We start from the raw sequence: 25,200 nt of genomic DNA, 5'->3' as shown, positions 1-25,200 counted from the left end.
CCCTTGGGCAGCCCGAACGACGCCAGATGACCCGGCAACCGCCGAGGTCGAATAAGTCAGCGTGGGCGCCCTTGGAATCACGCCGGGCCAGCCAACCAAACCGCCACCCCACAGACACGTCAGAACGCCCGGCCAAACATGCGGCGCGCACTGTCATGCCCGGAGCATGCACTTGACACGACCTATAGCCAGCTAGACTGAAGAGGTAGAAATGGATGCCCGGTCGTTGATTTCCATGATTTTCGAATTCAACAAGCCCGCCCCTACGCGATCTTGAGATACACCCGCTGGTCCCCAGTGCCAGCATTTAGATAGCCCGCGATCGGCTTCCACTGGAATTGCTTGCGCGCCTGAGCGTGCTCCGGAACGGCCACCACGGCCGCCCCCGTTGAGCAAGCAGCGCAGCCCAAAATGAATAAGGAAACTCCCCTGTGAGTGAATTGCACACGCACCAGCTTCTGACCGATGAGTCCGGCACGGAGACCATCGAGCCCGAAGAGACCATCATCTCGGACGAAAAGCCGCACGAGATTGCCGAGAAGACCTTTGCCGACTTCAATGTCCGCGCGGACATCGTGGAGTCCCTGGCCGACGCCGGCATCACCCACCCCTTCCCGATCCAGGCCATGACCCTGCCGGTCGCACTGGCAGGGCATGACATCATCGGCCAGGCCAAGACCGGTACTGGCAAGACGCTCGGCTTCGGCATCCCGGCGCTGCAGCGCGTCGTCGGCCGCGACGACGCCGGCTTCGACAAACTGGCCGTTCCCGGCGCCCCGCAGGCCCTGGTGATCGTCCCCACCCGCGAGCTCGCCGTCCAGGTAGCCAAGGACCTCGAAAACGCCGCAAAGAAGCGCAACGCCCGCATCGCCACCATCTATGGTGGCCGCGCTTACGAGCCGCAGGTCGAGGCGCTGCAGAACGGCGTCGAGGTTGTCGTCGGCACGCCCGGCCGCCTGATCGACCTCTTCAAGCAGAAGCACCTGAGCCTGAAGAACGTCAAGATCGTCATCCTCGACGAAGCCGACGAGATGCTGGACCTCGGGTTCCTGCCGGACGTCGAGACCCTGATCGCCGGCACGCCCGCGGTCCGCCAGACGCTCCTGTTCTCCGCCACCATGCCCGGCCCGGTCATCGCCATGGCCCGCCGCTACATGACCCAGCCGACCCACATCCGCGCCGCGGACCCGGACGACGAGGGCCTGACCAAGCGCGACATCCGCCAGCTGATCTACCGTGCCCACAGCATGGACAAGGTGGAAGTGGTAGCCCGCATCCTGCAGGCCCGCGGACGCGGCCGGACCATCATCTTCACCAAGACCAAGCGCACCGCCGCGAAGGTGGCCGAGGAACTGGTGGACCGCGGTTTTGCTGCGGCCGCCATCCACGGTGACCTCGGCCAGGGCGCCCGCGAACAGGCGCTCCGCGCCTTCCGCAACAACAAGGTGGACGTCCTCGTTGCCACCGACGTCGCCGCCCGCGGCATCGACGTCGACGACGTCACCCACGTGATCAACTACCAGTGCGTCGAAGACGAGAAGATCTACCTGCACCGCGTCGGCCGCACCGGCCGTGCCGGCAACAAGGGCACCGCCGTGACCTTTGTTGACTGGGACGACATGCCGCGCTGGGGGCTCATCAACAAGGCCCTCGGCCTGAGCTACCCCGAGCCCGTGGAAACTTACTCGTCCTCGCCCCACCTGTTCGAGGAACTCGACATCCCCGCAGGCACCAAGGGCCGGCTGCCGCGCGACAAGCGTGTGCTGGCCGGTGTCGACGCGGAGGTCCTCGAAGACCTCGGCGAGACCGGCAAGAAGAACTCGCGCACCAGCGCAAAGGACAGCGGAAGGGACGGCGCAAAGGACGGCAGCCGCACGAGCAGCCGTGACGGCGCCCGTGAAGGCAGCCGCACGAGCAGCCGTGACGGCGCCCGCGAGGGCAGCCGCACCGGCGGACGTGACTCGCGCCGCAGCGGCACCGAAGCCGGCGGACGCTCCGGCGACCGCCGTCGCCGTCCCGCCGAGGCCGATGCCGCCACGGCGTCCACCGCGAACGGACAGGGACCGGAAGCTGCTGCCGCCGCTCCGGCGAAGGCCCCCACCGAGGTGGACCGGGCGACCCGAGCCCGGCGCCGGACCCGCACCCGCCGCCGCAACGGCGAGGTAGTGGCCGGCGGCGACGCACAGCCGAGCGGCGCCGAGGCCTAATCCCCTCCATGACTGACACCGTCTGGGCGCCGGACGGCAGCAACCTGGTGGTTCACGCGGACAACGCGGAATACCTCCCCACGCTGCCGGACGGCGCCTTCACACTGATTTACGTGGACCCGCCCTTCAACACCGGCCGGGTCCAGCGGCGCCAGGAAACCAGGATGGTGCTCAACGCCGGCGGCGAGGGTGACCGCGTCGGGTTCAAGGGCCGGTCCTACGACACCATCAAGGGCGCGCTGCACAAGTACGACGACGCGTTCAGCGACTACTGGTCCTTCCTCGAGCCCCGGCTCGTGGAGGCCTGGCGGCTCCTGGCCGACGACGGCACCCTGTACCTGCACCTGGACTACCGAGAGGTGCACTACGCAAAGGTCATGCTGGACGCGATCTTCGGCCGCGAATGCTTCCTGAACGAGATCATCTGGGCGTACGACTACGGTGCACGGGCCAAGTACCGCTGGCCCACCAAGCACGACAACATCCTCGTCTACGTCAAGAACCCGGCGAAGTACCACTTCGACAGTGCCGAGGTGGACCGTGAGCCCTACATGGCGCCCGGACTGGTGACCCCCGCCAAGCGCGAGCTCGGCAAGTTGCCCACGGACGTGTGGTGGCACACGATCGTTTCGCCGACCGGCAAGGAGAAAACCGGCTACCCGACGCAGAAGCCGGAGGGGCTGATCCGCCGCGTGGTTGCGGCCTCGAGCCGACCGGGCGACTGGTGCCTGGACTTCTTCGCAGGTTCCGGCACGCTCGGGTCCGTGGCCGCGAAACTCGACCGCAGGTTCGTGTGCGTGGACCAGAACCAGCCGGCCATCGACGTCATGGCCAAGCGCCTGGCCGCGCAGGCGCAGTTCACGTCTTTCCCGACGGTCTGACCCGCCGCCCTCACCGCGCCCCGCCGTTCCCGGGGCCGGGGCGGCTTTTCAGCGCACCACGTGCGAGCCTGTGCCCAGTTCCTCGATCCGGGCAAAGACTTCTGCGGAGGTCAGGTTCTCGCCCAGCAGGTTCGGCTTTCCTGCGCCGTGGTAATCGGAGGACCCTGTGACCAGCAGGCCATAGCGTTCGGCGATGCGGCGCAGGAACGTCCGGCCCTCCTCGGGGTTGTCCCGGTGGTAGATTTCCAGGCCTGCCAGACCGGCGTCGATCATCTCCCGGTAGGTCCCCTCCCCCACGATCCGGCCGCGGGCGGATGCCACGGGGTGGGCGAACACCGGGACGCCCCCGGCTGCACGGACCAGTTCGACGGCGAGCGCCGGCTCCGGCGCATAGTGCTGGACCCAGTAGCGCGAGCGTGCTGTGAGGATGGAACCAAAAGCCTCGGCCCGGTCTTCCACCACACCTGCCGCGACGAGTGCATCGGCGATGTGCGGGCGGCCCAGGGTGGCCCCCGGCGCGACGTGGTGAATCACGTCGTCCCATGTCAGCGGGTAGTCCTCCGACAAAAGGGTGACCATCTTCTGCGCCCTCGTGTGCCGGGCGTCCTTGGACTTGGTGATTTCCTCAAGCAGTCCGGGATGCGCGGGGTCGTGGAGGTAGCTGAGCAGGTGGACGCTGATGCCTTCCGCGGTGCGGCAGGAGATCTCCATCCCCGGGACCAGCGCGACCCCGGCTTTCCGGGCGGCGACGGCGGCCTCCGCCCACCCGGCAGTGGAATCGTGATCGGTCAGGGCGATGACGTCGAGGCCCGCGGCGGCGGCGGACTCCATGACGCCGGCCGGCGCCTGGGTGCCGTCGGAAACGTTGGAGTGCGCATGCAGGTCGATCCTCACCTCACCAGCCTAGTAGATGGCAGGATCCAAAGCCTCGGCCCCGTCGTGCCGGGGCCCTGCAGCGGCCCTGCAGCGCGAGCGCGCCGTTGGCCTAAGCCGCGGCGCTGGTGAGACTATGGGACGGTGAACGATGCAGATAACACCCTAGTCTCCGCTTCCCAGCCCCTCGAAGAGCGCGTCAACAACCGCTCGCAGCGGCCCAGCTCCGACGCCTTCAAGGCCTTCATGGCCAGCAACTGGGCGCCGGCCTCGCAACAGCTCCCCGAGCGGGACGCCGTCGCGGGCCACGCCGCAGGCCGGCGCCGCTCCATCTCAGGCCAGTTCAAAGGTGAACGCCTGGTCATCCCCGCCGGTCCGCTGAAGGTCCGCTCGAACGACTGCGACTACCGCTTCCGGCCGCACTCCGCCTTCGCGCACCTCACCGGCCTCGGCCTGGACCACGAACCTGATGCGGTTCTGATCCTGGAACCGGTCGCGGAGGGCACCGGCGACGACGGCGGAAACCACCACGCCACGCTGTACTTCCGCCCGTTGGCCGGCCGCGACACCGAGCAGTTCTACGCCGATTCCCGCTCCGGGGAGTTCTGGATCGGCGCACGCCCGACCCTGGCCGAGTTCAAGGTCAAGCTGGGACTCGACACGGCCGACATCGCCGAACTCGAACTCGCCATCACCAAGAATGTCGGCGCGCCGGAAATCGGCGGAATCTCCATCAGGCTGGTCCGCAAGGTTGACGAGAACATTGATGCGCTCGTCGACACTGCCCGCTACAACACGGCCAAGGACCCCGACAACCTCGACCTGAGCGTGCTCGACGCCCTGGATGAGAAACTCACAGAGGCCCTCTCGGAACTGCGCCTGCTCAAGGACGAGTGGGAAATCGAACAGATGAAGATCGCCGTCGCCGCCACCGTGGCCGGCTTCACCGAGGTGGTCAAGGCGATCCCGCGGGCGCTGACCCACCACCGCGGCGAGCGCGTCGTGGAAGGGGCGTTCTTCGCCCGGGCCCGCGAGGAAGGCAACGAGCTCGGCTACGACACCATCGCCGCCTCCGGCAACAACGCCACCGTGCTGCACTGGACCCGGAACACCGGCAAGATCAACGCGGGCGAACTGCTGCTGCTGGATGCCGGAGTCGAGGCCGATTCCCTCTACACCGCGGACATCACCCGTACCCTGCCGGCCAACGGCAAGTTCTCCGAGGTCCAGCGCAAGGTCTACGAGGCAGTGCTCGACGCCGCCGACGCCGGCTTGGCCGCCGCCCAGCCGGGCACGAAGTTCCGGGACATCCACACGGCAGCCACCACGGTGCTGGCCGAGCGGCTCGCCGAATGGGGCCTCCTGCCCGTCTCCGTCGAGGAAGCCGTGAGCACCGAGGGCCAGCAGCACCGCCGGTGGATGCCGCACGGCACCAGCCATCACCTCGGCCTCGACGTCCACGACTGTGCCCAGGCGAAGCGTGAACTCTACCTCGACGGCGTGCTCACGCCCGGCATGGTGTTCACGATCGAACCCGGCCTGTACTTCAAGAGCGAGGACATCGGCATCCCCGAGGAATACCGCGGCATCGGCGTCCGGATCGAGGACGACATCCTCATGACGGCGGACGGCCCGGTCAACCTCAGCGCCGCACTGCCGCGCAAGGCCGACGACGTCGAGTCCTGGATGGCGGGCATCTACCTGGAAGTGGACGGCCAGACTCCGTAGGTCAGTCAGGCAGTAAACAGCAAGAAAAGCAGCAAAAAAGGGAGGGTCCCGGATGTCCGGGACCCTCCCTTTTTGCTGCCTGTTTTTGCCTGGCCTCCGTGTTGCCCGGTTTAGTGCTGCTGGCCGTCCTGGCCTGCCGCGGGCTTCTCGCTGTCCGTGACCCTGACCCCGTACTGCGGGCGGCCGTCCGGGAGATCCGGATAGCTCACCCCGGAAACCCGGCCGGCCGGGCGGGCCGCCGCCTCCTCAGCCGCGGCCGGTGCCGTCGGAGCGGGGCCCGCGGGGCCCTCCTGCTGGGGTGCACCGCCCTGGTACTGTCCGGCCGGGTCTGCGCCGGTCTCCGGCGTTCTCTGGCCGTACGGGTCGTTCCAGCCCGCGGGGCGCTGCGGCGCATGGGTCTGCTGTCCCGGCTGCTGTGGGCCGGGCTGCTGCGGTGCCTGATGACGGTAGTCCTGCTGAGCGAAACCGCCGGCCGCGGCACCGGACGCGTCATGCGCCGTCATAGGCAACTGGTGGAGCAGGCGCCGCGCTTCGCCGGCGGCCTCGAAGGAGACCACGACGTCGTAATTGGTCGCCACCACCTGGCTGGTTGAGGTGAAGTCACGCTTGCCGCGCTGCATGGCGTACGTGACGATGCCAAACAGCATGAAGAACGCGGCACCCATCAGCACTGACGTCACAATCGAGAAATAACCGGGGGTTGTGGAGAAGAAGGACAGCATGACGCCGACGAACAGGCCGAACCACATGCCGCTGAGGGCGCCGGAGAGTGCGACGCGGGGGTAGGTAAGCCGGCCGGTCACCCGCTCGACCATCTTCAGGTCATTGCCCACGATCGACACCATCTGCACGGGGAACTGCTGGTCAGCCAGGTAGTCCACCGCCTTCTGGGCATCCAGGTAGGAGTTGTAGGAACCGACAACGTCGCCTCTCGGGACGGTGCGTGCCTCGTCCGAGCCGTTGGGGGCACCGGCCCTGGGAGCACCAAAAATGTTTGACATATGCCCATTCTCACCCATCGGGCTGGTGTGCGGCTGGAAATTCAGCTAAAAGAGAGCAGACTCGGTAGCCTGTAGGGGTGAGCACGAATCTTTCGCGAGTGTTTGTCGCGCGCCTCCTCGGACTGGACGTCTTCGACCCATTGGGCGACCGTCTGGGTCGGCTGCGCGACGTCGTGGTGCTCTCCCGCGGAACGAGGGGCGCCCCGCACGTGGTGGGCATCGTCGTCGAGGTCCCCGGCAAGAAGCGCGTCTTCGTGCCGATGACCCGGATTACGTCCATAGACCAGACCCAGGTCATCTGCACGGGCCTGGTCAATCTTCGCCGTTTCGAACAGCGCGGCGCGGAAACCCTCGTGGTGGCCGAAATGTTCGACCGCCGGGTGACGCTTGCGGACGGCAGCGGCGACGCGACCATCGAGGACATCGCCATGGACCGGCACCGCTCCGGCGACTGGTTCGTCAGCAAGCTCTTCGTCCGCCGCGGCCACTCCCTCTCGCCCCTGAGCCGGCTGCGCCGCAATGAAACCCTCATCATCGACTGGGCCGATGCCCGGCAAGGCGCCAAGACCGAGCCCCAGGCCGCCACCCAGTTCGTGGCCACGCACGAGGACCTCAAGCCCGCCGACTTCGCCGAGGCCCTGCAGGAAATGAGCGACAAGCGCCGCTTCGAGGTTGCGAGCGAACTCCAGGACGAACGGCTCGCGGACGTCCTGCAGGAGATGCGCGAAGGTGATCAGGTGGAGATCCTCTCCGCCCTGGACGTCAACCGTGCCGCCGACGTCCTCGAAGAGATGGATCCGGACGACGCCGCCGACCTCCTCGCCGAACTCCCCAGCGCCCAGGCTGAAGAACTCCTGCAGTTGATGGAACCCGAAGGCGCCGAAGACGTCCGCCGCCTGCTCGAATACGACGAGGACACCGCCGGCGGGCTCATGACGCCCGTGCCGGTGATCCTTCCCCCGGAAGCAACCGTCGCCGAGGCACTCGCGCACGTGCGCCGCGAGGAACTCTCCCCCGCCCTGGCGTCGTCGATCTTCGTCGCCCGGCCCCCGTTGGAGACGCCGACGGGACGATTCCTCGGCGTCGTCCATATCCAGCAGCTCCTGCGCTTTCCGCCGCCGGAGCCGCTGGGCAATCTGGTGGACAAGAGCCTGGAGCCGGTCTCCGACCAGGCCCACATCAGCGAGGTCGCCCGCGCGCTGGCAACGTACAACCTCAACTCGCTTCCAGTTGTCAACGATGACGGACGGCTTGTGGGGGCGGTGACTGTTGACGACGTGCTTGATCATCTGTTGCCGGACGACTGGCGCGCCCACGAGGACGATGCCCCGATAAGAAAGCTTGGAGGCCGCATTGGCTGATCCCACAGCACCACGGACCTCCAATGTCCGCCCTGGCGGCAGGACCACCGGCGGTCTCGACACGCCCCTGAGCGGCCGGCAGCGTATCCTGCCCAACTTCCGTCCCGACCCGGACGCCTTCGGCCATGCCACGGAAGGCTTCGCCCGTTTCATGGGAACCCCCGCGTTCCTGATGTACATGACGGTGTTCTGCTTGTTCTGGCTGGGCTGGAACACGTGGGCGCCGGAGGAATGGCAGTTCGATTCACGGGCGCTGGGCTTCACGCTGCTGACCCTCATGCTGTCCCTGCAGGCCTCCTACGCCGCGCCCCTGCTGCTGCTGGCCCAGAACCGCCAGGACGACCGCGACAAGGTCTCGCTGCAGCAGGACCGCCAGCGGGCCGAGCGCAATCTCTCCGACACTGAATACCTGACCCGGGAACTTGCGTCCCTGCGCATCGCGCTGCGCGAGGTCGCCACCCGCGATTACGTCCGCGCCGAGCTCCGCAGCCTGCTGGAGGACATGCTGGAGGCCCAGGAGGAACTGCGCACCCACGATCCTTCCGCCGGCGCCCACGAGACCCCGCGGGAAAAGGTCAAGGAGAAGATGAAGGAGCGGCGCGACAAGCAGCGCAGCCCCCGGACCCAGCAAATCCCCCGGGTAAAAGCCGGCGGCAAGCGCGATGACCCGGCCAAGGACCGTGTGCAGGACTCTTCACGGGACCCGACAGGGAACCCTTCGGGGAAACTGCCGAACCCGTCGGCGAACCACTCCGAGGCCGCGGCCGATCCCACCCGCCAGCCCGCACACCGCACCATCCCCGAAAGCTGAGCATCGCCCGCATGAGCACCCCGCTGGAACAGGCAGTGCACGGCGCACTTGCCACCGTGATCGACCCTGAGCTCCGCCGCCCCATCACCGAGCTCGGCATGGTGGAGTCCGTTGAGATCGGCGACGGCGGCCGCGTGCGGATCGCGGTGCTGCTGACCATCGCGGGCTGCCCGCTGCGCGGCACCATCACGGCGGACACCGAGGCTGCCTTGTCCGCCGTCCCGGGCGTCACCGGCGTGGACGTGGACCTTAAAGTGATGACACAGGTCCAGCGCGACGCCCTCAAGGAGCAGTTGCGGGGCGCCGGCGCCCAGCGCGGCATCCCGTTCAACGCGCCGGGCTCGCTGACCAAGGTGTACGCCGTCGCGAGCGGCAAGGGCGGCGTGGGCAAGTCCTCCGTCACGGTCAACCTGGCGTGCGCCCTGGCCGCCCAGGGGCTCCGTGTGGGGATCGTGGACGCGGATGTGTACGGTTTCTCCGTTCCGGCGCTGATGGGCATCACACAGGCCCCCACGCGGGTGGACGACATGATCCTGCCGCCCGTGGCCTACGGGGTCAAGGTCATCTCCATCGGCATGTTCGTCACCGGGAACCAGCCCGTGGCATGGCGGGGCCCGATGCTGCACCGGGCGCTCGAGCAGTTCCTCACCGACGTCTACTTCGGCGACCTCGACGCCCTCTTCCTGGACCTGCCCCCCGGCACAGGCGACATCGCGATCTCCGTCGCCCAGCTGCTGCCCAAGGCGCAGATCCTCGTCGTGACCACCCCGCAGGCGGCCGCCGCGGATGTTGCCGAGCGGGCGGGTGCGATCGCCACCCAGACGGGCCAGACCGTGGCCGGCGTCGTGGAAAACATGTCCTACCTTGAAATGCCCGACGGCGGCAGGATGGAACTGTTCGGCAGCGGCGGCGGCGCCGTGCTCGCCGAGCGCCTCTCGGCCACCGTGGGTGAGGACGTGCCGCTGCTGGGCCAGATTCCGCTCGAAGTCCTCCTGCGTGAGGGTGGGGATTCCGGAGTGCCGCTGGTGCTGGGCCGTCCGGAGACGCCTGCGGCCGTGGCCTTGGCGGGGATCGCCGGCAGGCTGGCGTCGGTTCCCCGCGGCCTCAAGGGCATGCCGCTGGGTCTGCAGCCCCGCTGACAGGGCCCCGTGCCGGCGGATGCCGACACGGAAGCCCGCTGACAAGGCCCGGCCGCATCCCTGCGAAGGCACTGCGGCAGGTCCGCCGCGGGAAGTCCTAGGTCGCCTCTGAGTCGAAGGGTGCCGGTTCGCCCTCGGGCAGCCGCTCAAGCACCCGCTCGGGGCGGTGCACGGCGACGGCAGTCGCGGCAGCGGCCGCGGAGACCGTTGCGGGTGCCCCGGCGCTCATCGGCTTGGTGTCATCGTCAAGGAGCGCTTCCTTGATGATGCGGCGGGGATCGTACTGCCGCGGATCGTACTTCTTCCAGTCGACCTCATCGATGTCGATGCCGACTTCTTCCTTGATCTGTTCCCGCGCACCGGACGCCATCCGGCGCACTTCCTTGACAATGTTGGCAAGTTTCTGGGTGTATTCGGGCAGCCTGCTGGGACCAATCACCAGAAGGCCGATGATCAGCAGAAGTAAGAACTCCGGTCCATTGATTCCAAGCACTTTAGGAAGGTTACCCTCTCGCTCGGGCTGGCGACGATTCCGCGAAGTCCGTATGCCGGCCATGTCCGGCCCGTCCCTGCCTCACGGTGCCAGGTGCTCCAGGATTCTGCTCAATCCACGCTCGATCCGTTCCGGAATTCCGTTGTGCGAGGCCGGCACGGGAGCGCCACTGCTGACCCGGCTCAGAGCGGCAACGCCGTCGTCCGCCTGCTCGGCCGGCAGGTCCGAAATGTACGTGTATGTCGCCGCCGAGGTCTGGTAGATGGCCCGGTAGGGCGGGGCGGGGTTTACCCAAAGAAAGCCATTCCCGGGTTCGGGGGCGGCCGACGGCGTGCCGGCCTTGGCCGGGATGAAGCCGTCTGCCACGGCGGTGTGTCCGGTCAGCACGTTGATGGGCGAAACTTCGGCCCGTGCCGGTGCGGGGGGCGCCGCGGGCGCCCGCGTCGAGGCATGCTGCTCAAGGACCGTGGCGAAGTGCCGGCCATCCGTGAGGCGAAGTTCCAGGACCTCGTCCCCGGAGATGACGCCGGCACGGGCCCAGATGAGGTGGAATCCGAGCTCGTGCAGCTCCGGACATGTCCATCCTTGCGAGCGGAACGCGGCAAGCTCGCCGGTGTTCAGCGTCCCGGCAGGGGTGAAGTCGGGCTCGCCGCCGAGGCCGAACGCGACACGGGGCCCGGTTCCCTCAGCGCCGGGGACGCCGGATCCGCTGGCGTCGAACAGCTCCGTTGCACCGAGCGGCTCACCGCTGGCGGGCAGCCCGGGGGCATCCGGGTGGGCGAGGGTGGCAGTCTCTGCGCCCTCGGCGGGGACCGCGTCGTCGCCGCCCATGACGTACGCGGTGCCGGTCATGAGGGCCAAGGCGGCGACGGCTCCGCCGACGGCAAGCACCGGCAGGCGCGGGCCGCGGCGGCGGGCGCGGTGTGGACCCGCGGCGGCGGCGTGACCGGCGACCGGTGCCGCGGTCCCTGGCCGACCCGGCAGGGGGTGTCCCGGCGGTAACCGGTCTGAGGGCCACGGACGATGGCCGGCCCCGGCGGCGTCCGCCGCGCCCGGCCGTTCCGCTGCGTCCAATACTTCCGCTGCGCCGGCCGGGTCGGGGCGTTCCGCCATGGCCCGTTCCGGCGCTGAAGGTGCCGCAGGTGTAGGAGCTGTAGCTGCTGGCGCCGTAGCTGCCGGGGCTGTTTGTTCCCGCTCCGCTTCGGCGGTCCGTTCCGCCGCCGCCCGTTCCGCGGCCAGCTGACCGGTCCGTGCCAGGAGCCGTGCAGTCAGGTCCTCACTGGCCTCGGGCACGGCGGCGCCGCGGAGCTTCTCGAGGTACTGGCGTTCGCGCTGTTGCCGGGCGCGGCATTCGGCACATGCTTCCACGTGGTCGTGGCGGCCGGCGGCCCATTTCCGGGTAGCCCCGGGCCCGCACCAGAACTTGCAGCCTGGTGCTCCCAGTAAACGTCTCAGCAGACCCATTGACCGGTTCAGAGGAGGCCGGCGATGCGCGGCATCTTGAGCCGCGGCTTGAGGGACTGCTTGGCCGGCTGCGCCGGGCGCGGGTCGCGGTGCGCGAGCTTTTCACGGAGTATTGTCCGGCCGCGGTGAATCCGGGACCGGACGGTCCCGAGTTTGATGTCCAGCGCGGCGGCGACTTCGTCGTAGGAGAGCCCTTCGAGGTCGCACAGCACGACGGCGGCGCGGAAGTCGGGCGGAAGTTCCTCGAGCGCTGCCTGGACATCGACGTCGAGGTTGTTGAATTCGAAGCTTTGCTCCGGCCCGGGCTCCCGGCCCGGCAGCCGCGACTCGGCGTCGTCGGCCAAAGCGTCAAAGCGGATCCGGCTCTTGCGACGGGCCTGGTCCAGGAACAGGTTGGTGGTGATCCGGTGCAGCCAGCCATCGAGCGTGCCGGGCTTGAAGTTCTCGAGTGAACGGAACACCCGGACGAACACCTCCTGGGTGAGATCCTCGGCGTCGTACTTGTTTCCGGTCAGCCGGTACGCAAGGCGGTAGACCTTGGCGGAGTGGTTCGTCACCACTTCCTCCCAGGTCGGCCGGACCCATTCGGCTTCCGCCGCGGTCCGGGACTGGCCGGTTGAATCTGTTGCCTCAGTTGCCGGGACAGGTGCCAGAATCGACATCGTCCACTCCCCTCGTGGATGGTACCTACGCCTGAATTGTGCCTGCTTGCACAGGTTCCTGCACCATTCATTCGACGCCGATCACCACGCGGATGAGCGGACACCCATCATTTCAAAATAAGCTGGGAATTTCCTGATCCACCGCGGTCTTCCGCCGAAGGCAGAACGACCCGCTCCGGCCGGGGCCACGGTGCTGCCGCCTCCGCGTCCCGTCCCGCCGGACACAGTACGCTGTAGGGAACACTCCCCTGCCGCCCAGAAAGCGATATCCCATGAGCGCCGATAAGTCCACGAGCTGGTCCTATGCAGAAGATCTGCCTGCCGAGGATGAGGTCCTGTTGCACGCGCGCGAACGGTCCTTCGAGCTTGGCGTGACCCCGATCGGGCCCGGCGTGGGCGCCGTGCTGACGGTGCTGGCGGCGGCGTCCAAGGCACAGACCGCCGTGGAGATCGGCACCGGCGCGGGCGTGTCCGGCGTGTGCATCCTGCGCGGGCTGGGTCCGCAGGCTGTCCTGACCACTATCGACGTCGACGTCGAACACCTCAAGGCAGCGCGCGAAGCGTTCCAGGAGGCCGGCAGCCCCGCCAACCGCACCCGCACCATTTCTGGCCGGGCCGGGGATGTCCTGCCGCGGCTTACGGACGGCGCCTATGATCTCGTCTTCATTGACGCGGACAAACCGAACTACCCCAGCTACGTCGAACAGGCCGTGCGGCTGCTCAAATCCGGCGGGCTGCTGATCGTCAATGATGCCCTCGACAAGGACCGGGTCGCGAACCCGGCCGCCCGGGAAGCCACCACCGTGGTGTTGCGCCAGATCGGCAAGTCCATCCGCGACGACGACCGTCTCGCCTCCGCCATGCTGCCCACCGGAGACGGCCTGCTGATCGCGGTGAAGAAGTAGCAGCCAGGATTCACTAGCCCGGGTCCAAGGGGCGGGTACTGACAGCAAAGGGCGGGGTCCGCAGCCTAGTGGCCGGGACCCCGCCCTGTTGCGAAGCTCTTGGCGTGACGCTATTCGGTGACGCCGACGAGGCATTCCTTGAGGTTCGTCGCCTCAGCGGCATTGAGTTCGACTACAAGCCGCCCCCCGCCTTCGAGCGGAACACGCATGATCAGGCTTCGTCCCTCTTTCGTCACTTCCATAGGGCCGTCGCCGGTGCGTGGTTTCATTGCCGCCATAAGGAATATCCCCTCCATTAGTCCCTGACATACCAGCCCGGCCGGGCTGCGTCCGCTTGGCCAATCAAGCCGTCCGGCAGCGCTCCAGGAGGCTGCCGTGACCGGCAAACTCACAAATAAACCGCTTACAAACTGTGTGCTTCTTGTCCTTGCTTATCCTCTATTATCGCGTAACAATGCGCCCGTAGCTAATCGTTGGACTTTCCAGCGCGTCCCGCCAGGCCGGGCCGGCGCCGCGAAATGGTGCTGTGCGTCACGGCGGGTAGTCCCCTCCGCCCGGCAGTTGCGCCCACGCCCACAGCCACACAATCCAGACGATCTGCAGCAGCACGAACATGACCACCACGGTGCCCCGGTAGGCGCGGGAACGCGAGAGGAGGGCGGCGCTGAGTGCGAGCGGGAACAGCGGCAGCAGCATCCTGAACGTGCTGGTCTGGGGGTGCAGGAAGACCAGCAGGTAGCCCATATAGCAGCAGCACCAGAGCCTCAGCTCGGTGCCCAGGGCGACGACCGGCCGGGACATCATCAGCAGCGTGAACGCGGCAACGAACACGAAGGGAGCCAGCACGCCGAGCGTCGGCCCGAACAGCATGATGCCGGCGTCGAACCATGGCTTGAACGGCACCAGGTCATCGCCGCGCCATGCGGTTTCGGTCTTGGTGTAGGCGCCCGGATCGCCGGTCGCGGCCCAGGCGATGGCCGGCCACAGCAGGGCACCGATGCCGCTGACGGCGGTGAGCCCGCCCAGTGACCACAGCTTGGCGTTGCCGGGGAGGGCGACGCCGTCCCGGCGTTGCACTGTGACGCCCGGTGTCGCGGGGCTCTGATTCGTGGGGTGTTGTGCCGTGGGATGCTGCACAGCGCGGGTCTGCGCAGTATGGGTTTGCGCAGTGCGGGTTTTCGCAGTGAGTCGCTGCCAGAAACGGTAGAGCAGCAACGGGCCCATCATCGCGGCAAACGGCACCCCCGTGGGCCGGGAAAGGCACATCAGGACCACAACGGGCATCGCCCACAGGTACCGGCGCTCCATGACAAGCAGCAGCGCGGCGCCGAGGAGCAGCAGGTTGAGGGATTCGGCGTAGGGCACCTGCAGCACCGGCGCCACCGGGAAAGCCGCCAGGAACACGGTCCCCCAGAGCGCCGTGCGGTGCGTGGCCCGGTGCCGGAAAATTCTGTACGCCACGAGGGCTGCACCCATTCCGGAGACCAGGGCGATGGCCGTCAGGGACCACGCCGGGCCCATGCCTGTCAGCCCGGACACCACCCGGCCCAGCACGGGAAACAGGGGGTAGAAGGCCCACGTGTTCTCCTGGACGGTGCCGGCGCCGTCGGTCGGCAGAAGCGCTGGGTACCCCGCCTGCAGCGCTTGGGCGTACCAGCGGGCATCCCAGATGTTGATGAAGTTCCAGTAGTCGGGCTTGGCGGGAAACCACGGATTCACGCCCTGGTGCAGGGCGGCGGCCATGAAGATGCAGGCGCTGACCAGCCTCGCGGCGATGTAGAGTCCGGCCACCTGCGCCCACCAGGGCCACCGCGCCATCGCCGCGCCCGCGGCGGCGATGCGGCTCCACAGGGCCGCGTTCAACCCCTGGGGCTTCCGGGCCTCAGGCGCCGCGACGGTCTCCGGGTCTTCCACGCGGCTCACGGACGCTGTTCGGTCGGCGGACGGAGGCGCTCCAGTTCCTCCCCGAGTGCCTCGATCTCCTGGTCCTTGGCGATGATCTGCTCCCGCAGGTCATCCAGGACCTGATCCACCTGGTCCATCCGGTAGCCGCGGAGTCCGACGGCGAAGCGCAGACGGTCAATGTCCGCCGCGGCCGCGCGCTCGGGCAGCAGGACCGGCGGCAGTGATGCGCCCGGCTCGTCGAACCCGTCGTCAAAAGAACCGCCCGCACCGCCGTCCCGGCGGCGACGGAAGATTTTCGGTGCCAGGCCGGTGCCCAGGAGGACGGCGACGCCGATCAGCACAATCGCCAGGAAAACCAGGAAGAGACTCACTAGACCATCGTGCCAGAAGCCGGACGCCGGAGCGCTCAGGCGGACGGATCAGCCCCGCGTTCCCTTGATCTCCGCCGTGCCGGTCCCGTTGGTGGAGCCGCCGTTCGGGTTCCGGTGGCGCGCGGCGCCTTCCACGACCAGCTCGACCGCCCGCGCGGGGTCGTCCACCACCTGCACGAGGTCCAGGTCCTCAGCCGAGACCATTCCCTCCGCAACGAGGGTGTCCCGGACCCACTCGAGCATGGGGCTCCAGAAAGCGGTTCCCACCAGGACGATCGGGAAGGAAGTGACCTTGCGGGTTTGGACCAGGACCATGGCTTCGAAGAGCTCATCCAGGGTGCCGAGGCCGCCGGGGAGCACGATGAAGCCCTGGGCGTACTTGACGAACATGGTCTTGCGGGCGAAGAAGTACCGGAAGTTGATGCCCAGGTCCACCCACTGGTTCATGCCCTGCTCGAAGGGCAGTTCGATTCCGAGCCCCACGGAGACGCCGTTGCCCTGCACGGCGCCCATGTTGGCGGCCTCCATCGAGCCGGGGCCGCCGCCCGTAATCACGGCCAGTCCGGCCTCGGCCAGCCGGCGTCCGACCTCGACGCCGAGTTCGTAGTACGGGCTCCCCGGCACGGTGCGGGCAGAACCGAAGACGCTGACTGCCGGACCGAGATCGGCCAGCGCGCCGAATCCTTCCACGAACTCGCTCTGGATCCGCAGCACGCGCCAGGGGTCGGTGTGGACGAACTGTCCCGGCCCTTTGGTGTCCAGCAAGGTCTGGTCGGACATCGTGACCTTGGCGGCCTTGCGGCGCAGCTCCAGCGGACCCTTGTGGCGGATTCCGTTGGGCGCCGGTGTGCTCCGGGCCTCCCGGGCCGGCTTTCCGGCGGGGTTCTGTTCCGGGTTCTGCTCGGGGTTTTGCTTGGGGCCGTGCTGCGGATCGGTACTCATGCCCATAGGCTAGCGCGGAACTCGGCCGCCGCCGCGTCGGCGCGTCGGCGCCGCACGGCCGCAAGCGCCTGCCGACGCCGTTCGCCGAGGTCAACGGCGAATGTCCGACGCAGTCCGGCAAAGGGACCTGACGTGCAGGTATCTCTTGAATCACGATCTGCACCAAAATGAGTGATTGCCGTCATATCTGGTCAATCTTCGCTAGATTCGTACTATGACTACTCAAGTGCCCGGCGATGCCCTCGTCTCCCTGAAGGCCGTGAACAAGCATTACGGCCAGCTGCACGTCCTGAAGGACATCAACCTGAACGTCCGCAAGGGTGAAGTTGTTGTTGTCATCGGCCCCTCGGGTTCCGGCAAGTCGACGCTCTGCCGCGCCATCAACCGCCTCGAGACCATCGACGACGGCGACATCAGGATCGATGGCAAGGAACTGCCCGAGGAGGGCAAGGAACTGGCCAAGCTGCGCGCCGACGTCGGCATGGTCTTCCAGTCGTTCAATCTGTTCGCCCACAAGACCATTCTGGAAAACGTCACCCTCGGCCCCATCAAGGTCAAGGGCGTTGCCAAGTCCGAGGCCGACAAGGACGCCATGGCCCTCCTGGAGCGGGTCGGCGTCGGGCATCAGGCCCCCAAACTTCCGGCCCAGCTCTCCGGCGGCCAACAGCAGCGCGTTGCCATCGCCCGCGCCCTGGCCATGAAGCCCAAGGTGATGCTCTTCGATGAGCCCACCTCGGCTCTTGACCCGGAAATGATCAACGAGGTCCTGGACGTCATGGTCCAGCTCGCCAAGGAGGGGATGACCATGATCGTGGTCACCCACGAGATGGGCTTCGCCCGCAAGGCGGCCGACCGCGTCGTGTTCATGGCCGACGGCCAGATCGTTGAGGACGCGACCCCCGAGGAATTCTTCAACAACCCCAAGAGCAGCCGGGCCAAGGATTTCCTGTCCAAGCTGCTGACACACTGACCGACTACGTTTTCGCACCCTGGCTGCCGGACGGCGGCCGCACAATGAAAGGAATGTCATGATGGCATTTTTGACCCGAAGGAAATCCCTTCTGGTTGCCGCTTCCGCAGCACTGGCACTCAGCCTGAGCGCCTGTGGCGGCAGCTCCTCCACTACCACCAACCCGCCCGTGGCCGAGAAGCCGAGCTTTCCTGCCGATTCCACCATGGCCAAGCTTTCATCCGCGGGCAAGATCACCATCGGCACCAAGTTCGACCAGCCGCTCTTCGGCCAGAAGGGCCTCGACGGCAAGCCCGTCGGCTTCGACGTCGAAATCGGCAAGCTGATGGCTGCCAAGCTGGGCATTCCCGCCGACAAGATCGAATGGGTCGAAACTGTCTCCGCCAACCGCGAGCAGTTCCTCAAGCAGGGCAAGGTGGACATGATCGTCGCCACCTACACCATCAACGACAAGCGCAAGGCCGAAGTCGACTTCGCCGGACCGTACTACGAGGCCGGACAGGCGCTCATGGTGAACAAGGACAACAACTCCATCACCAAGCCCGAAGACGTCAAGGGCAAGAACGTCTGCTCCGTGACCGGCTCCACGCCAGCCTCGACGATCGTGGAGAAGTACGGAGCCGTCCTGGTTCCGGCCGCGACCTACTCAGCCTGCCTGGAACCGCTGCGGAACCACCAGGTTGAAGCCGTCACCACCGACAACGTCATCCTGGCCGGTTTCGTGTCCAAGGAACCGGACGCCTTCAAGCTGGCATCGGATCAGACCTTCACCAAGGAGCCCTACGGCATCGGCCTGAAGAAGGACGACACCGCCTTCCGCACGTGGGTCAATGACCAGCTGGAGGCCTCCGACAAGGAYGGGTCCTACAAGAAGGCCTGGGAAGACACCGCCGGCACGGTCATCAAGACCACGCCCGCGCTTCCCACGATCGACCGCTACTAGCCGGCTGTGGCGGCTGCCGGACCGCGGATTTTCCGCGGCCCGACGGCCGCCGCTCCCGTCTTTCGCCTGGAATCCCCTCAACGCAGCTGAAGGAACTTATGGACGTCATCATTGAAAACCTCCCCCAGTATTGGGACGGTTTTCTCCGAACCCTTTTCCTGTCCCTGATCTCGGGGATTATCGCCTTGGTCTTCGGCACCATCCTGGCTGCCGCCCGTGTCTCGCCCGTCGCCGCGCTGCGTGGCTTCAGCATGACGTACGTCGAGATCGTCCGGAACACCCCGCTGACCATCGCGTTCTTCTTCGCAGCAGTGGTTCTGCCCCGCCTCGGCGTCACGTTCCAGCAGTTCGAGGTCGCCGCCATCATCGCCCTGAGCGCCTACACCTCGGCCTTCATTGCCGAGGCAGTGCGCTCCGGCGTCAACAGTGTCCCGGTGGGCCAGGCGGAGGCCGCCCGCAGCATCGGCATGCAGTTCACCCAGGTGCTCTCGCTGATCATCCTGCCGCAGGCCCTGCGCACCGTGATCCCGCCGTTGATCAACATTCTGATCGCCCTGGTCAAGAACTCTTCTGTGGCCGGCGCGTTCTACGTGTTGGAACTGTTCGGCCAGGGCAAGCAGCTGGCCAATGCCAACGGCGACGCCGTCATGTGGGTTCTGGTCGGCATCGCATTCTTCTACCTGCTGATAACCATCCCGCTTGGCTACCTCGCCAGCGTCGTTGAACGAAAGGTGGCGATCGCACGATGAGCTCCGTTCTCTATGACGTCCCCGGCCCCAAAGCCCGCCGGGTCTCGCTGATCGGCTCCATCATCGGCGTGATCGTGATCGGCGGCCTCCTCGTCCTGGCAGTCATGACCCTGGCCCAGCAGGGAATCTTCGACCCCAAACGCTGGGCGGTCTTCCAGCTTCCCGAGGTCTGGGCCCTGATCGCCGCCGGCATCGGCGCCACGCTGGCCGCCGCGGCCGTGTCGGCCGTGATTGCCTTCCCGCTGGGCCTGCTCCTGTGCCTGATGCGCATCTCGGACAACGCCTGGATCAGGGTGCCCACCCGGATCGTGCTTGAATTCCTGCGCGGCATGCCCGTTGTGCTCATGATGCTGTTCGTGCTGCTCGTCTTTGCCACCAGCTCGTTCATCGCCGTCGTGGCCGGCCTGGTCCTTTACAACTCGGCGATTTTCGCCGAGATCATCCGCGCCGGCGTCCAGTCGCTGCCCAAGGGCCAGCGTGAGGCCGGCCTGGCGATCGGCCTGACGAGCTTCCAGTGCCGGCTGACCATCGAGCTGCCGCAGGCCATCCGGCGCATGCTGCCGTCCTTGGTCGCGCAGCTCGTGGTGCTGCTGAAGGACACGTCGCTCGGCTACATCGTCGCCTACGGCGAGCTGCTCCGGGCCGTGCAGGTCATGGCGGACTTCCTGGGTCCGCAGTACCTGTTCCCGGTGTTCTTCGTGGCCGCGGCCATCTACATCGCGATCGACCTGGCGGTCTCCCGCCTGGCCATCTGGCTCGAACGCCGCGGCTCCAAGCGCGCCGCCGGCGGCGTGGCGCACGTGCCGGTCGCCGGTATTCCGGCCGCCAAGTAAGCCGTCCCACCCACAAAGGGTCCGGAACCTCACGGAGGTTCCGGACCCTTTGTGCGTTACTTGTGTCGTGGGCCTTGGTTCCTGGGCGTTGCTTCCTAGGCTTTGCTAGGCGCTCAGCCAGGTCCGCAGCGCCCGCAGGCATGCGCGGATGGCGTCCGCTTCGACGTGTTCGTTGTCCTTGTGCGCCAGCAGAGCATCGCCGGGTCCAAAGTTCACCGCGGGGATGCCCAGTTCACTGAAGCGTGCGACGTCGGTCCAGCCGTACTTGGGCTTCGGCTCCGCACCGACGGCGGCGACGAAGGACGCCGCCGCGGGGTGGTGCAGGCCCGGCCGCGCGCCGGCCGCGCTGTCGGTGCGCACGACGTCGAATCCGTCCAGCAGTTCGCGCACGACGGCCTCGGCTCCGTCCGGGGTCTTGTCCGGCGCGAAGCGGTAGTTGATTTCCACGACGCACTTGTCCGGAATGACGTTCCCGGCCGTGCCGCCGTGGATCTTCACGGCGTTGAGGCTTTCGCGGTAGTCCAGGCCGTCAACCGTCACGGTCTGCGGCTCATACGCCGCCAGCCGGGCCAGGATCGGGGCCGCGGCGTGGATGGCATTGCTGCCCATCCAGGCCCGGGCCGAGTGGGCAGCCTCGCCGTTCGTGGTCACTTCGAAGCGGCTGGTGCCGTTGCAGCCGCCCTCCACCGTCCCGTCGGTCGGCTCGAGCAGGATCGCGAAGTCCCCGCCGAGCAGGGAGCCGTGATTGCGCACCAGACGGCCCAGGCCGCTCTTCACGGCCTCGACCTCCTCGTGGTCGTAGAAGACGAACGTGACGTCCTTGCCTGGTTCCGCCCCGCCGTCGAACATGGTGGCCGCCAGCGCCAGCTGCACGGCGACGCCGCCCTTCATGTCAGTGGCGCCGCGGCCGTAGAGGATCCCCTCTCCAGGGGCCCCGGAGGGCCAGTACGCCGGCACGGTCCCCAGCGAGCCCTCTGTGGTGGGCAACGGCACGGTGTCCAGGTGCCCGGCCAGGATGACGCGCTCGGCCCGGCCCAGGTTGGTGCGGGCGATGATCGAATCGCCGTCGCGGACCAGCTCCAGCTGCGGCAGCTGGCGGAGGGCATGTTCCACGGCGTCGGCCAGGACCCCCTCGTTGCCGGAGACGCTGTTGATGTCGATCAGGGCGGCCGTGAGCAGGGCGACGTCCTGGCGGAGGTCCAGATGGCCCGGTGTGCGGACAGGGACGCTGGCGGTGGCACTGGCAGGGGTGCGCGGGTTCGTGGGGGTCACCGTTCCACCTTATCTGTTTGCCTCCCCGTCCCACGTGAGTCGCTGCAGGGGCCGTTTCCAGGCGTCAAGAGGTCCTGCAGCGGTCAATCGGGTTGTCATGAGTTTCAGCGCCCGACGGGCCTCTCGTTAGACTTGGGCCATGACTGAAACTGCTGCTTCCGCTGTGCCCGCCGACGCTCGTTCTGCCTATGGCTACGGGGTGGCCACTGTGTCCACCCGCAACGGTGACGCCACCGTGCTGGACGTGTGGTTTCCGGCGCCGGCGCTCGGCGTCGCCGCGGAGGACCTGCGTGACGTGAAGAACGCGGACCAGTCGCTGATCGACATCGCCGCCAGCGGCATTGACCCGGACCGGGGCACAGAGCAGATCGTTGTCTTCGCCCAGATCAACCTGGATGCGTCACCCGCGGACACGGCGGACGCCTACCTTCGCCTGCACCTGCTCTCCCACCGGCTCGTCCAGCCCAACACCATCAACCTTGACGGCATCTTCGGCAAGCTTCCCAACGTGGTGTGGACCAACTTCGGCCCCGCAGCCGTGGAGGACTTCGAGCTGACCCGGGCGCGCCTGCGCAAGCGCGGCGCCGTCACGGTGTTCGGCGTGGACAAGTTCCCGCGCATGGTGGACTACGTCGTTCCCTCCGGCGTCCGGATCGCCGACGCCGACCGGGTCCGGCTCGGTGCGCACCTGGCCGAAGGCACCACGGTCATGCACGAGGGCTTCGTGAACTTCAATGCCGGAACCCTGGGTACCTCCATGGTCGAGGGCCGGATCTCGGCCGGCGTCATCACCGGCGACGGGTCCGACGTTGGCGGCGGGGCCTCGATCATGGGAACCCTCTCCGGCGGCGGCAAGGAAAAGATCTCCCTCGGCGAGCGGGTCCTCCTCGGCGCCAATTCCGGCGTGGGCATCAGCATCGGCGACGACTCGGTGGTGGAGGCAGGCCTCTACGTCACCGCCGGCACCCGTGTGCGCGTGATCGGCCCCAAGGACGCCGACGGCGAAGACACCAGCCGGATCGTCAAGGCCGTGGACCTTTCCGGCGTTCCGAACCTGCTCTTCCGCCGCAATTCCACCACTGGTGAGGTTGAGGTCCTCCCCCGCAAGGGCCAGACGGTGGAGCTCAACGAGGCCCTGCACGCCAACTGACCGCACCGGCTGGTACGGTATGGCGGGCGGCGAAGACCGCGCGGGCGGGGCCGACCCGCCCCGACGAAAAAGCCGATGACGCAGCCCGCAGGGGCCTGAGGGAGTATTTTCGTGGCACGACGAGGGAGCTGGCGGCGCCGGATTGTCCTTCTGCTGACCCTGGCGATGGTCGCGGGCGGCATCTACACCGCGGTGACGTTCCTGCAACGGTCGGAGACCTTGATCACCGAACGCTGCACGGCCACGGGAAGCGGCGGCGATGACCTCTCCACCGACCAGGCGGCCAACGCCTCCCTCATCACCGCCGTCGCGGTCCGGCGGGGACTTCCGGCCCGGGCCGCCAGCATCGCGCTGGCCACCTCGATGCAGGAATCAAAACTGCGCAACATCGGCCATGGCGACCAGGCCGGTCCCGACTCCCGAGGACTGTTCCAGCAGCGGCCGTCCCAGGGCTGGGGCACCACGGCGCAGGTGATGGACCCGTACCACGCCAGCAATGCGTTCTACGATGCCCTCGTCGAGGTTTCCGGGTACGAGTCGCTCGATATCACCGTTGCCGCCCAGCGCGTCCAGCGCTCGGCGTACCCGGAGGCCTACGCCCAGCATGAGGTGATGGCCCGTGCGTTCGCCTCCGCCCTGAGCGGGCAGACGCCCGCAGGCCTGGACTGCTCGCTGCGCTCCCCCGACGCCGCCGGGAATCCTGCCGCCGTCACCGCAGGGCTGACCGCTGCTCTCGGGGACGTGACGGCGTCCACCGACGGCCGGACCCTGCTCGTCGAGGCCGAAGGAACCCAGGCCTGGGCTGTGGGCCAGTGGGCCGTGGCCAACGCCAAGGAGCTCGAAATCACCAGCGTGGAGGTCGAGGGCCGCGCCTGGAACCGGCAGTCCCGCGACGGCTGGCAGCCGGCCCAAGTCCCGGCCGGCCAGGTCAGGGTTACCGTCGCAGACGCCCCCGGCACCTGACCGCTACCGGGGGTCAGTTGGCAGCGGGGTCAGTTGCCAGCGGGGTCAGTTGCCGGCGGGTCAGTTGCCAGCGGGTCAGTTGCCAGCGGGGTCAGCCGTCACCGGGCGGGCTCAGACGAGGAGATCGACCACCGGCTGCACGTAGCTGCGGAACAGCTCCGGCTGGGACAACAGCTCGTGGCTCATGATGATTTTATCGGGCTCGAGATACCAGGCCCGCGGCTCCGCAAGCGGGAGCTCGATGATCGTCAGGCCGAAATCCTTTGAAGCCCGTCCCACGTCAAGCAGGCGGTCCTCCACCATGTCGGCCAGCAGCTCGTTGTTGCCGTTGGCTTCGCGCTCCGCCTCGAGGGTTCCGTATTCGGCGAGGCGTTCCCGGGCCCACGTCAAAGCGGCCCCGAAGTGGGCCTGCAGCACGCGCCGGAGGGCCGGCGAATTGCTGAACGCACGGAAGCCCGGAGGGGAGAGCTCGGGGGACATTTCCGGGTGGTCTTTCAGCAGCTGTTCCCACCAGGCCTCCCATTCGGTCTTGAGCGCAGCCGGGCCGCCAACCTCTGCGATCAGGTGGGAGTGGTCCGAGGCGCGGATCTTCGGTGCCGCATGGCAGAGCGCCGGGTGTCCCGCGGTGTCCAAGCCGGCGGCGTCACGAACGTAGAGGGCAATGAGCATGGGACCAGAAGTATCCATCGTGATCCGCCAGCCTGGTCCGCCGGTGTGGTGCATCCAATTGCCTCCTTGGCAAGACGTACGATCTCAGTCTATTCCTGTTGTTATGAGGCGTTAACGGCTGGCTGCCCGGCCGCCAGCCGTCGGTTCAGGCCCGCCAGGTGGGCTTCGAGCACATCCTTGCACATCACGGCCGTCATCCACTCGGGCTGCAGGAGGGCGTGCATCGTCAGGCCGTCGAGGACTGCCAGCAGCAGTTCCGCTTCGGTGACGAGCACCTGCTGGTCGAGGCCGGCCCCGTGGTCGGCGTCAGCGCCTTCAGCCTCGGCCAGCCCCAGGATGAGCCCGCCCACGACGGCGGCCACAGCCCGGTGGCTGCGGTCGGCCTCGGCGGCCAGGAACGGCCTTGTCCGGGCGGCATTCTTGAAGGCCATCCAGACGCAGGCATCAACCGCCCGTTCCTCGTCCAACGGAAGAAACTCACCCAGCAGTGCCAGGACGGCCGCATGCTGCTCCCCTGAAACCGGCGGCGTATCGCCCAGCCGGGAGTCCGCGTCGGTGAGGCGGCCGACGATTCGGTCCACCACCACGGCGAACGCGTGGGTCAATAGCTCGTCGCTGCTGGCGAAGTAGTGCCGCACCGAGCCGACGGCCAGCTGCGCTTCATCGGCAACTTCCCGCAGCGAGGCCCGCTCGAGGCCATCCGATGCGATGATCCTGAAGACTGCGTCAACTATTTCCTGGCGCCGGATGACGGCGTCGACAAATTTAGGCACTGGTCTTTTTTAGCACGTACGTGCCGCGGCCGCCCCGGGCCACACCGGTCCCGGCGGGGACGTGGCGCGGGTCACAGCGGCACGGTGCCCCCATAAGTACGACGCCGGCCGCGCACCTCAGCAAAAGGTGCGCGG

Annotated in this window: 25 protein-coding genes; 13 read left to right on the top strand and 12 right to left on the bottom strand. The window is 67.5% G+C overall.

Annotation, left to right across the window (positions count from 1 at the left end):
- The first annotated feature begins 431 nt into the window (after window positions 1-431).
- Together AC1D1W_RS13860 and AC1D1W_RS13855 are read left to right on the top strand one after the other, a co-directional pair.
- On the top strand, window positions 432-2,207 hold the full coding sequence (locus tag AC1D1W_RS13860; protein ID WP_476943977.1) for a DEAD/DEAH box helicase: 1,776 nt from the start codon (window positions 432-434) through the stop codon (window positions 2,205-2,207).
- Between the two features lie 8 nt (window positions 2,208-2,215).
- On the top strand, window positions 2,216-3,088 hold the full coding sequence (locus AC1D1W_RS13855; RefSeq protein WP_028278091.1) for a DNA-methyltransferase: 873 nt from the start codon (window positions 2,216-2,218) through the stop codon (window positions 3,086-3,088).
- A 48-nt stretch (window positions 3,089-3,136) separates the two neighbouring features.
- Here the strand turns inward: AC1D1W_RS13855 and AC1D1W_RS13850 are convergent, their stop codons facing one another.
- Window positions 3,137-3,982: a PHP domain-containing protein gene (locus tag AC1D1W_RS13850; RefSeq protein ID WP_243182264.1), complete on the bottom strand. Its 846-nt coding sequence runs from the start codon at window positions 3,980-3,982 to the stop codon at window positions 3,137-3,139.
- Between the two features lie 123 nt (window positions 3,983-4,105).
- Between AC1D1W_RS13850 and AC1D1W_RS13845 the strand changes: the two genes are divergently transcribed.
- Complete coding sequence (locus AC1D1W_RS13845) at window positions 4,106-5,689, top strand: aminopeptidase P family protein (protein WP_243182263.1); 1,584 nt, start codon at window positions 4,106-4,108, stop codon at window positions 5,687-5,689.
- A gap of 110 nt (window positions 5,690-5,799) precedes the next feature.
- On the opposite strand, the gene AC1D1W_RS13840 is transcribed toward AC1D1W_RS13845, so the two are convergent.
- Window positions 5,800-6,690, bottom strand: coding sequence for a YflT domain-containing protein (locus AC1D1W_RS13840; protein WP_243182262.1), 891 nt, complete (start codon window positions 6,688-6,690; stop codon window positions 5,800-5,802).
- Between the two features lie 77 nt (window positions 6,691-6,767).
- Between AC1D1W_RS13840 and AC1D1W_RS13835 the strand changes: the two genes are divergently transcribed.
- The 3 genes from AC1D1W_RS13835 to AC1D1W_RS13825 are packed head-to-tail and all read left to right on the top strand — an operon-like array spanning window position 6,768 to window position 10,001.
- Window positions 6,768-8,051: a magnesium transporter MgtE N-terminal domain-containing protein gene (locus AC1D1W_RS13835; protein WP_028275668.1), complete on the top strand. Its 1,284-nt coding sequence runs from the start codon at window positions 6,768-6,770 to the stop codon at window positions 8,049-8,051.
- A complete protein-coding gene (locus tag AC1D1W_RS13830; protein ID WP_439954158.1) occupies window positions 8,032-8,862 on the top strand; it encodes a DUF1003 domain-containing protein in 831 nt (276 codons plus the stop codon). Before AC1D1W_RS13835 ends, AC1D1W_RS13830 begins: the two co-directional genes overlap by 20 nt.
- An 11-nt stretch (window positions 8,863-8,873) precedes the next feature.
- A complete protein-coding gene (locus AC1D1W_RS13825) occupies window positions 8,874-10,001 on the top strand; it encodes an Mrp/NBP35 family ATP-binding protein (RefSeq protein ID WP_243182261.1) in 1,128 nt (375 codons plus the stop codon).
- Window positions 10,002-10,098: 97 nt separating this feature from the next.
- On the opposite strand, the gene AC1D1W_RS13820 is transcribed toward AC1D1W_RS13825, so the two are convergent.
- From AC1D1W_RS13820 to sigE, 3 genes are all read right to left on the bottom strand, one after another.
- Window positions 10,099-10,494 carry a twin-arginine translocase TatA/TatE family subunit gene (locus AC1D1W_RS13820; RefSeq protein ID WP_028275671.1) on the bottom strand — a complete coding sequence of 132 codons (396 nt, stop codon included), beginning with the start codon at window positions 10,492-10,494 and terminating at the stop codon, window positions 10,099-10,101.
- A gap of 81 nt (window positions 10,495-10,575) precedes the next feature.
- On the bottom strand, window positions 10,576-11,862 hold the full coding sequence (locus tag AC1D1W_RS13815) for a hypothetical protein (RefSeq protein ID WP_476943976.1): 1,287 nt from the start codon (window positions 11,860-11,862) through the stop codon (window positions 10,576-10,578).
- Between the two features lie 104 nt (window positions 11,863-11,966).
- The gene (gene sigE, locus AC1D1W_RS13810; RefSeq protein ID WP_028275673.1) at window positions 11,967-12,620 is read right to left on the bottom strand and encodes an RNA polymerase sigma factor SigE; all 654 of its coding nucleotides are present in this window, start codon (window positions 12,618-12,620) and stop codon (window positions 11,967-11,969) included.
- A gap of 272 nt (window positions 12,621-12,892) precedes the next feature.
- Between sigE and AC1D1W_RS13805 the strand changes: the two genes are divergently transcribed.
- Window positions 12,893-13,525, top strand: a complete 633-nt coding sequence (locus AC1D1W_RS13805; RefSeq protein ID WP_018773821.1) for an O-methyltransferase — start codon at window positions 12,893-12,895, stop codon at window positions 13,523-13,525.
- Between the two features lie 110 nt (window positions 13,526-13,635).
- Here AC1D1W_RS13805 and AC1D1W_RS13800 read toward each other — a convergent pair whose 3' ends face one another.
- From AC1D1W_RS13800 to AC1D1W_RS13785, 4 genes are all read right to left on the bottom strand, one after another.
- On the bottom strand, window positions 13,636-13,803 hold the full coding sequence (locus AC1D1W_RS13800) for a DUF3117 domain-containing protein (RefSeq protein ID WP_079550332.1): 168 nt from the start codon (window positions 13,801-13,803) through the stop codon (window positions 13,636-13,638).
- Window positions 13,804-14,056: 253 nt separating this feature from the next.
- Window positions 14,057-15,448 (bottom strand): hypothetical protein, encoded by a 1,392-nt coding sequence (locus AC1D1W_RS13795; RefSeq protein WP_476943975.1) that lies wholly within the window; start codon window positions 15,446-15,448, stop codon window positions 14,057-14,059.
- The gene (locus AC1D1W_RS13790) at window positions 15,445-15,801 is read right to left on the bottom strand and encodes a DivIVA domain-containing protein (protein ID WP_476943974.1); all 357 of its coding nucleotides are present in this window, start codon (window positions 15,799-15,801) and stop codon (window positions 15,445-15,447) included. The genes AC1D1W_RS13795 and AC1D1W_RS13790 overlap by 4 nt, the downstream gene beginning before the upstream one ends.
- Before the next feature lie 48 nt (window positions 15,802-15,849).
- The gene (locus AC1D1W_RS13785; protein WP_476943973.1) at window positions 15,850-16,743 is read right to left on the bottom strand and encodes an LOG family protein; all 894 of its coding nucleotides are present in this window, start codon (window positions 16,741-16,743) and stop codon (window positions 15,850-15,852) included.
- Window positions 16,744-16,957: 214 nt separating this feature from the next.
- Between AC1D1W_RS13785 and AC1D1W_RS13780 the strand changes: the two genes are divergently transcribed.
- From AC1D1W_RS13780 to AC1D1W_RS13765, 4 genes are all read left to right on the top strand, one after another.
- Complete coding sequence (locus tag AC1D1W_RS13780) at window positions 16,958-17,713, top strand: amino acid ABC transporter ATP-binding protein (protein ID WP_243180931.1); 756 nt, start codon at window positions 16,958-16,960, stop codon at window positions 17,711-17,713.
- A 58-nt stretch (window positions 17,714-17,771) separates the two neighbouring features.
- The gene (locus tag AC1D1W_RS13775; RefSeq protein WP_243180934.1) at window positions 17,772-18,656 is read left to right on the top strand and encodes a glutamate ABC transporter substrate-binding protein; all 885 of its coding nucleotides are present in this window, start codon (window positions 17,772-17,774) and stop codon (window positions 18,654-18,656) included.
- Between the two features lie 98 nt (window positions 18,657-18,754).
- Window positions 18,755-19,405 carry an amino acid ABC transporter permease gene (locus AC1D1W_RS13770; protein WP_028275680.1) on the top strand — a complete coding sequence of 217 codons (651 nt, stop codon included), beginning with the start codon at window positions 18,755-18,757 and terminating at the stop codon, window positions 19,403-19,405.
- Window positions 19,402-20,238: an amino acid ABC transporter permease gene (locus tag AC1D1W_RS13765; RefSeq protein WP_028275681.1), complete on the top strand. Its 837-nt coding sequence runs from the start codon at window positions 19,402-19,404 to the stop codon at window positions 20,236-20,238. The genes AC1D1W_RS13770 and AC1D1W_RS13765 overlap by 4 nt, the downstream gene beginning before the upstream one ends.
- Window positions 20,239-20,343: 105 nt before the next feature.
- Here the strand turns inward: AC1D1W_RS13765 and dapE are convergent, their stop codons facing one another.
- Window positions 20,344-21,441 carry a succinyl-diaminopimelate desuccinylase gene (dapE, locus tag AC1D1W_RS13760; protein WP_476943978.1) on the bottom strand — a complete coding sequence of 366 codons (1,098 nt, stop codon included), beginning with the start codon at window positions 21,439-21,441 and terminating at the stop codon, window positions 20,344-20,346.
- A 208-nt stretch (window positions 21,442-21,649) separates the two neighbouring features.
- On the opposite strand from dapE, the gene dapD reads away from it, so the two are divergent.
- Window positions 21,650-22,660 (top strand): 2,3,4,5-tetrahydropyridine-2,6-dicarboxylate N-succinyltransferase, encoded by a 1,011-nt coding sequence (gene dapD, locus AC1D1W_RS13755; protein WP_476943972.1) that lies wholly within the window; start codon window positions 21,650-21,652, stop codon window positions 22,658-22,660.
- Window positions 22,661-22,771: 111 nt separating this feature from the next.
- Window positions 22,772-23,623 (top strand): hypothetical protein, encoded by an 852-nt coding sequence (locus tag AC1D1W_RS13750; RefSeq protein WP_476855764.1) that lies wholly within the window; start codon window positions 22,772-22,774, stop codon window positions 23,621-23,623.
- Between the two features lie 111 nt (window positions 23,624-23,734).
- Here AC1D1W_RS13750 and AC1D1W_RS13745 read toward each other — a convergent pair whose 3' ends face one another.
- Both AC1D1W_RS13745 and AC1D1W_RS13740 read right to left on the bottom strand, forming a co-directional pair.
- Window positions 23,735-24,346, bottom strand: coding sequence for a hypothetical protein (locus tag AC1D1W_RS13745; RefSeq protein WP_028275685.1), 612 nt, complete (start codon window positions 24,344-24,346; stop codon window positions 23,735-23,737).
- Window positions 24,347-24,393: 47 nt separating this feature from the next.
- On the bottom strand, window positions 24,394-25,065 hold the full coding sequence (locus AC1D1W_RS13740; protein ID WP_476943971.1) for a TetR/AcrR family transcriptional regulator: 672 nt from the start codon (window positions 25,063-25,065) through the stop codon (window positions 24,394-24,396).
- Window positions 25,066-25,200: the final 135 nt, after the last annotated feature.

This window comes from Arthrobacter sp. P1_B4, from assembly GCF_056406555.1.
The sequence above is the reverse complement of the archived record's forward strand: the minus strand, read 5'-3'. Positions and strand labels throughout refer to the sequence as shown.

What these genes read in the sequence shown, in the direction of transcription:
- AC1D1W_RS13765 (WP_028275681.1), top strand. Translation starts at nt 19,402, where the DNA reads ATGAGCTCCGTTCTCTATGACGTCCCCGGCCCCAAAGCCCGCCGGGTC.
- AC1D1W_RS13825 (WP_243182261.1), top strand. Translation starts at nt 8,874, where the DNA reads ATGAGCACCCCGCTGGAACAGGCAGTGCACGGCGCACTTGCCACCGTG.
- AC1D1W_RS13770 (WP_028275680.1), top strand. Translation starts at nt 18,755, where the DNA reads ATGGACGTCATCATTGAAAACCTCCCCCAGTATTGGGACGGTTTTCTC.
- AC1D1W_RS13780 (WP_243180931.1), top strand. Translation starts at nt 16,958, where the DNA reads ATGACTACTCAAGTGCCCGGCGATGCCCTCGTCTCCCTGAAGGCCGTG.
- dapD (WP_476943972.1), top strand. Translation starts at nt 21,650, where the DNA reads ATGACTGAAACTGCTGCTTCCGCTGTGCCCGCCGACGCTCGTTCTGCC.
- AC1D1W_RS13855 (WP_028278091.1), top strand. Translation starts at nt 2,216, where the DNA reads ATGACTGACACCGTCTGGGCGCCGGACGGCAGCAACCTGGTGGTTCAC.
- AC1D1W_RS13805 (WP_018773821.1), top strand. Translation starts at nt 12,893, where the DNA reads ATGAGCGCCGATAAGTCCACGAGCTGGTCCTATGCAGAAGATCTGCCT.
- AC1D1W_RS13745 (WP_028275685.1), bottom strand. Translation starts at nt 24,346, where the DNA reads ATGCACCACACCGGCGGACCAGGCTGGCGGATCACGATGGATACTTCT.
- AC1D1W_RS13800 (WP_079550332.1), bottom strand. Translation starts at nt 13,803, where the DNA reads ATGGCGGCAATGAAACCACGCACCGGCGACGGCCCTATGGAAGTGACG.
- AC1D1W_RS13840 (WP_243182262.1), bottom strand. Translation starts at nt 6,690, where the DNA reads ATGTCAAACATTTTTGGTGCTCCCAGGGCCGGTGCCCCCAACGGCTCG.
- AC1D1W_RS13785 (WP_476943973.1), bottom strand. Translation starts at nt 16,743, where the DNA reads ATGAGTACCGATCCGCAGCACGGCCCCAAGCAAAACCCCGAGCAGAAC.
- sigE (WP_028275673.1), bottom strand. Translation starts at nt 12,620, where the DNA reads ATGTCGATTCTGGCACCTGTCCCGGCAACTGAGGCAACAGATTCAACC.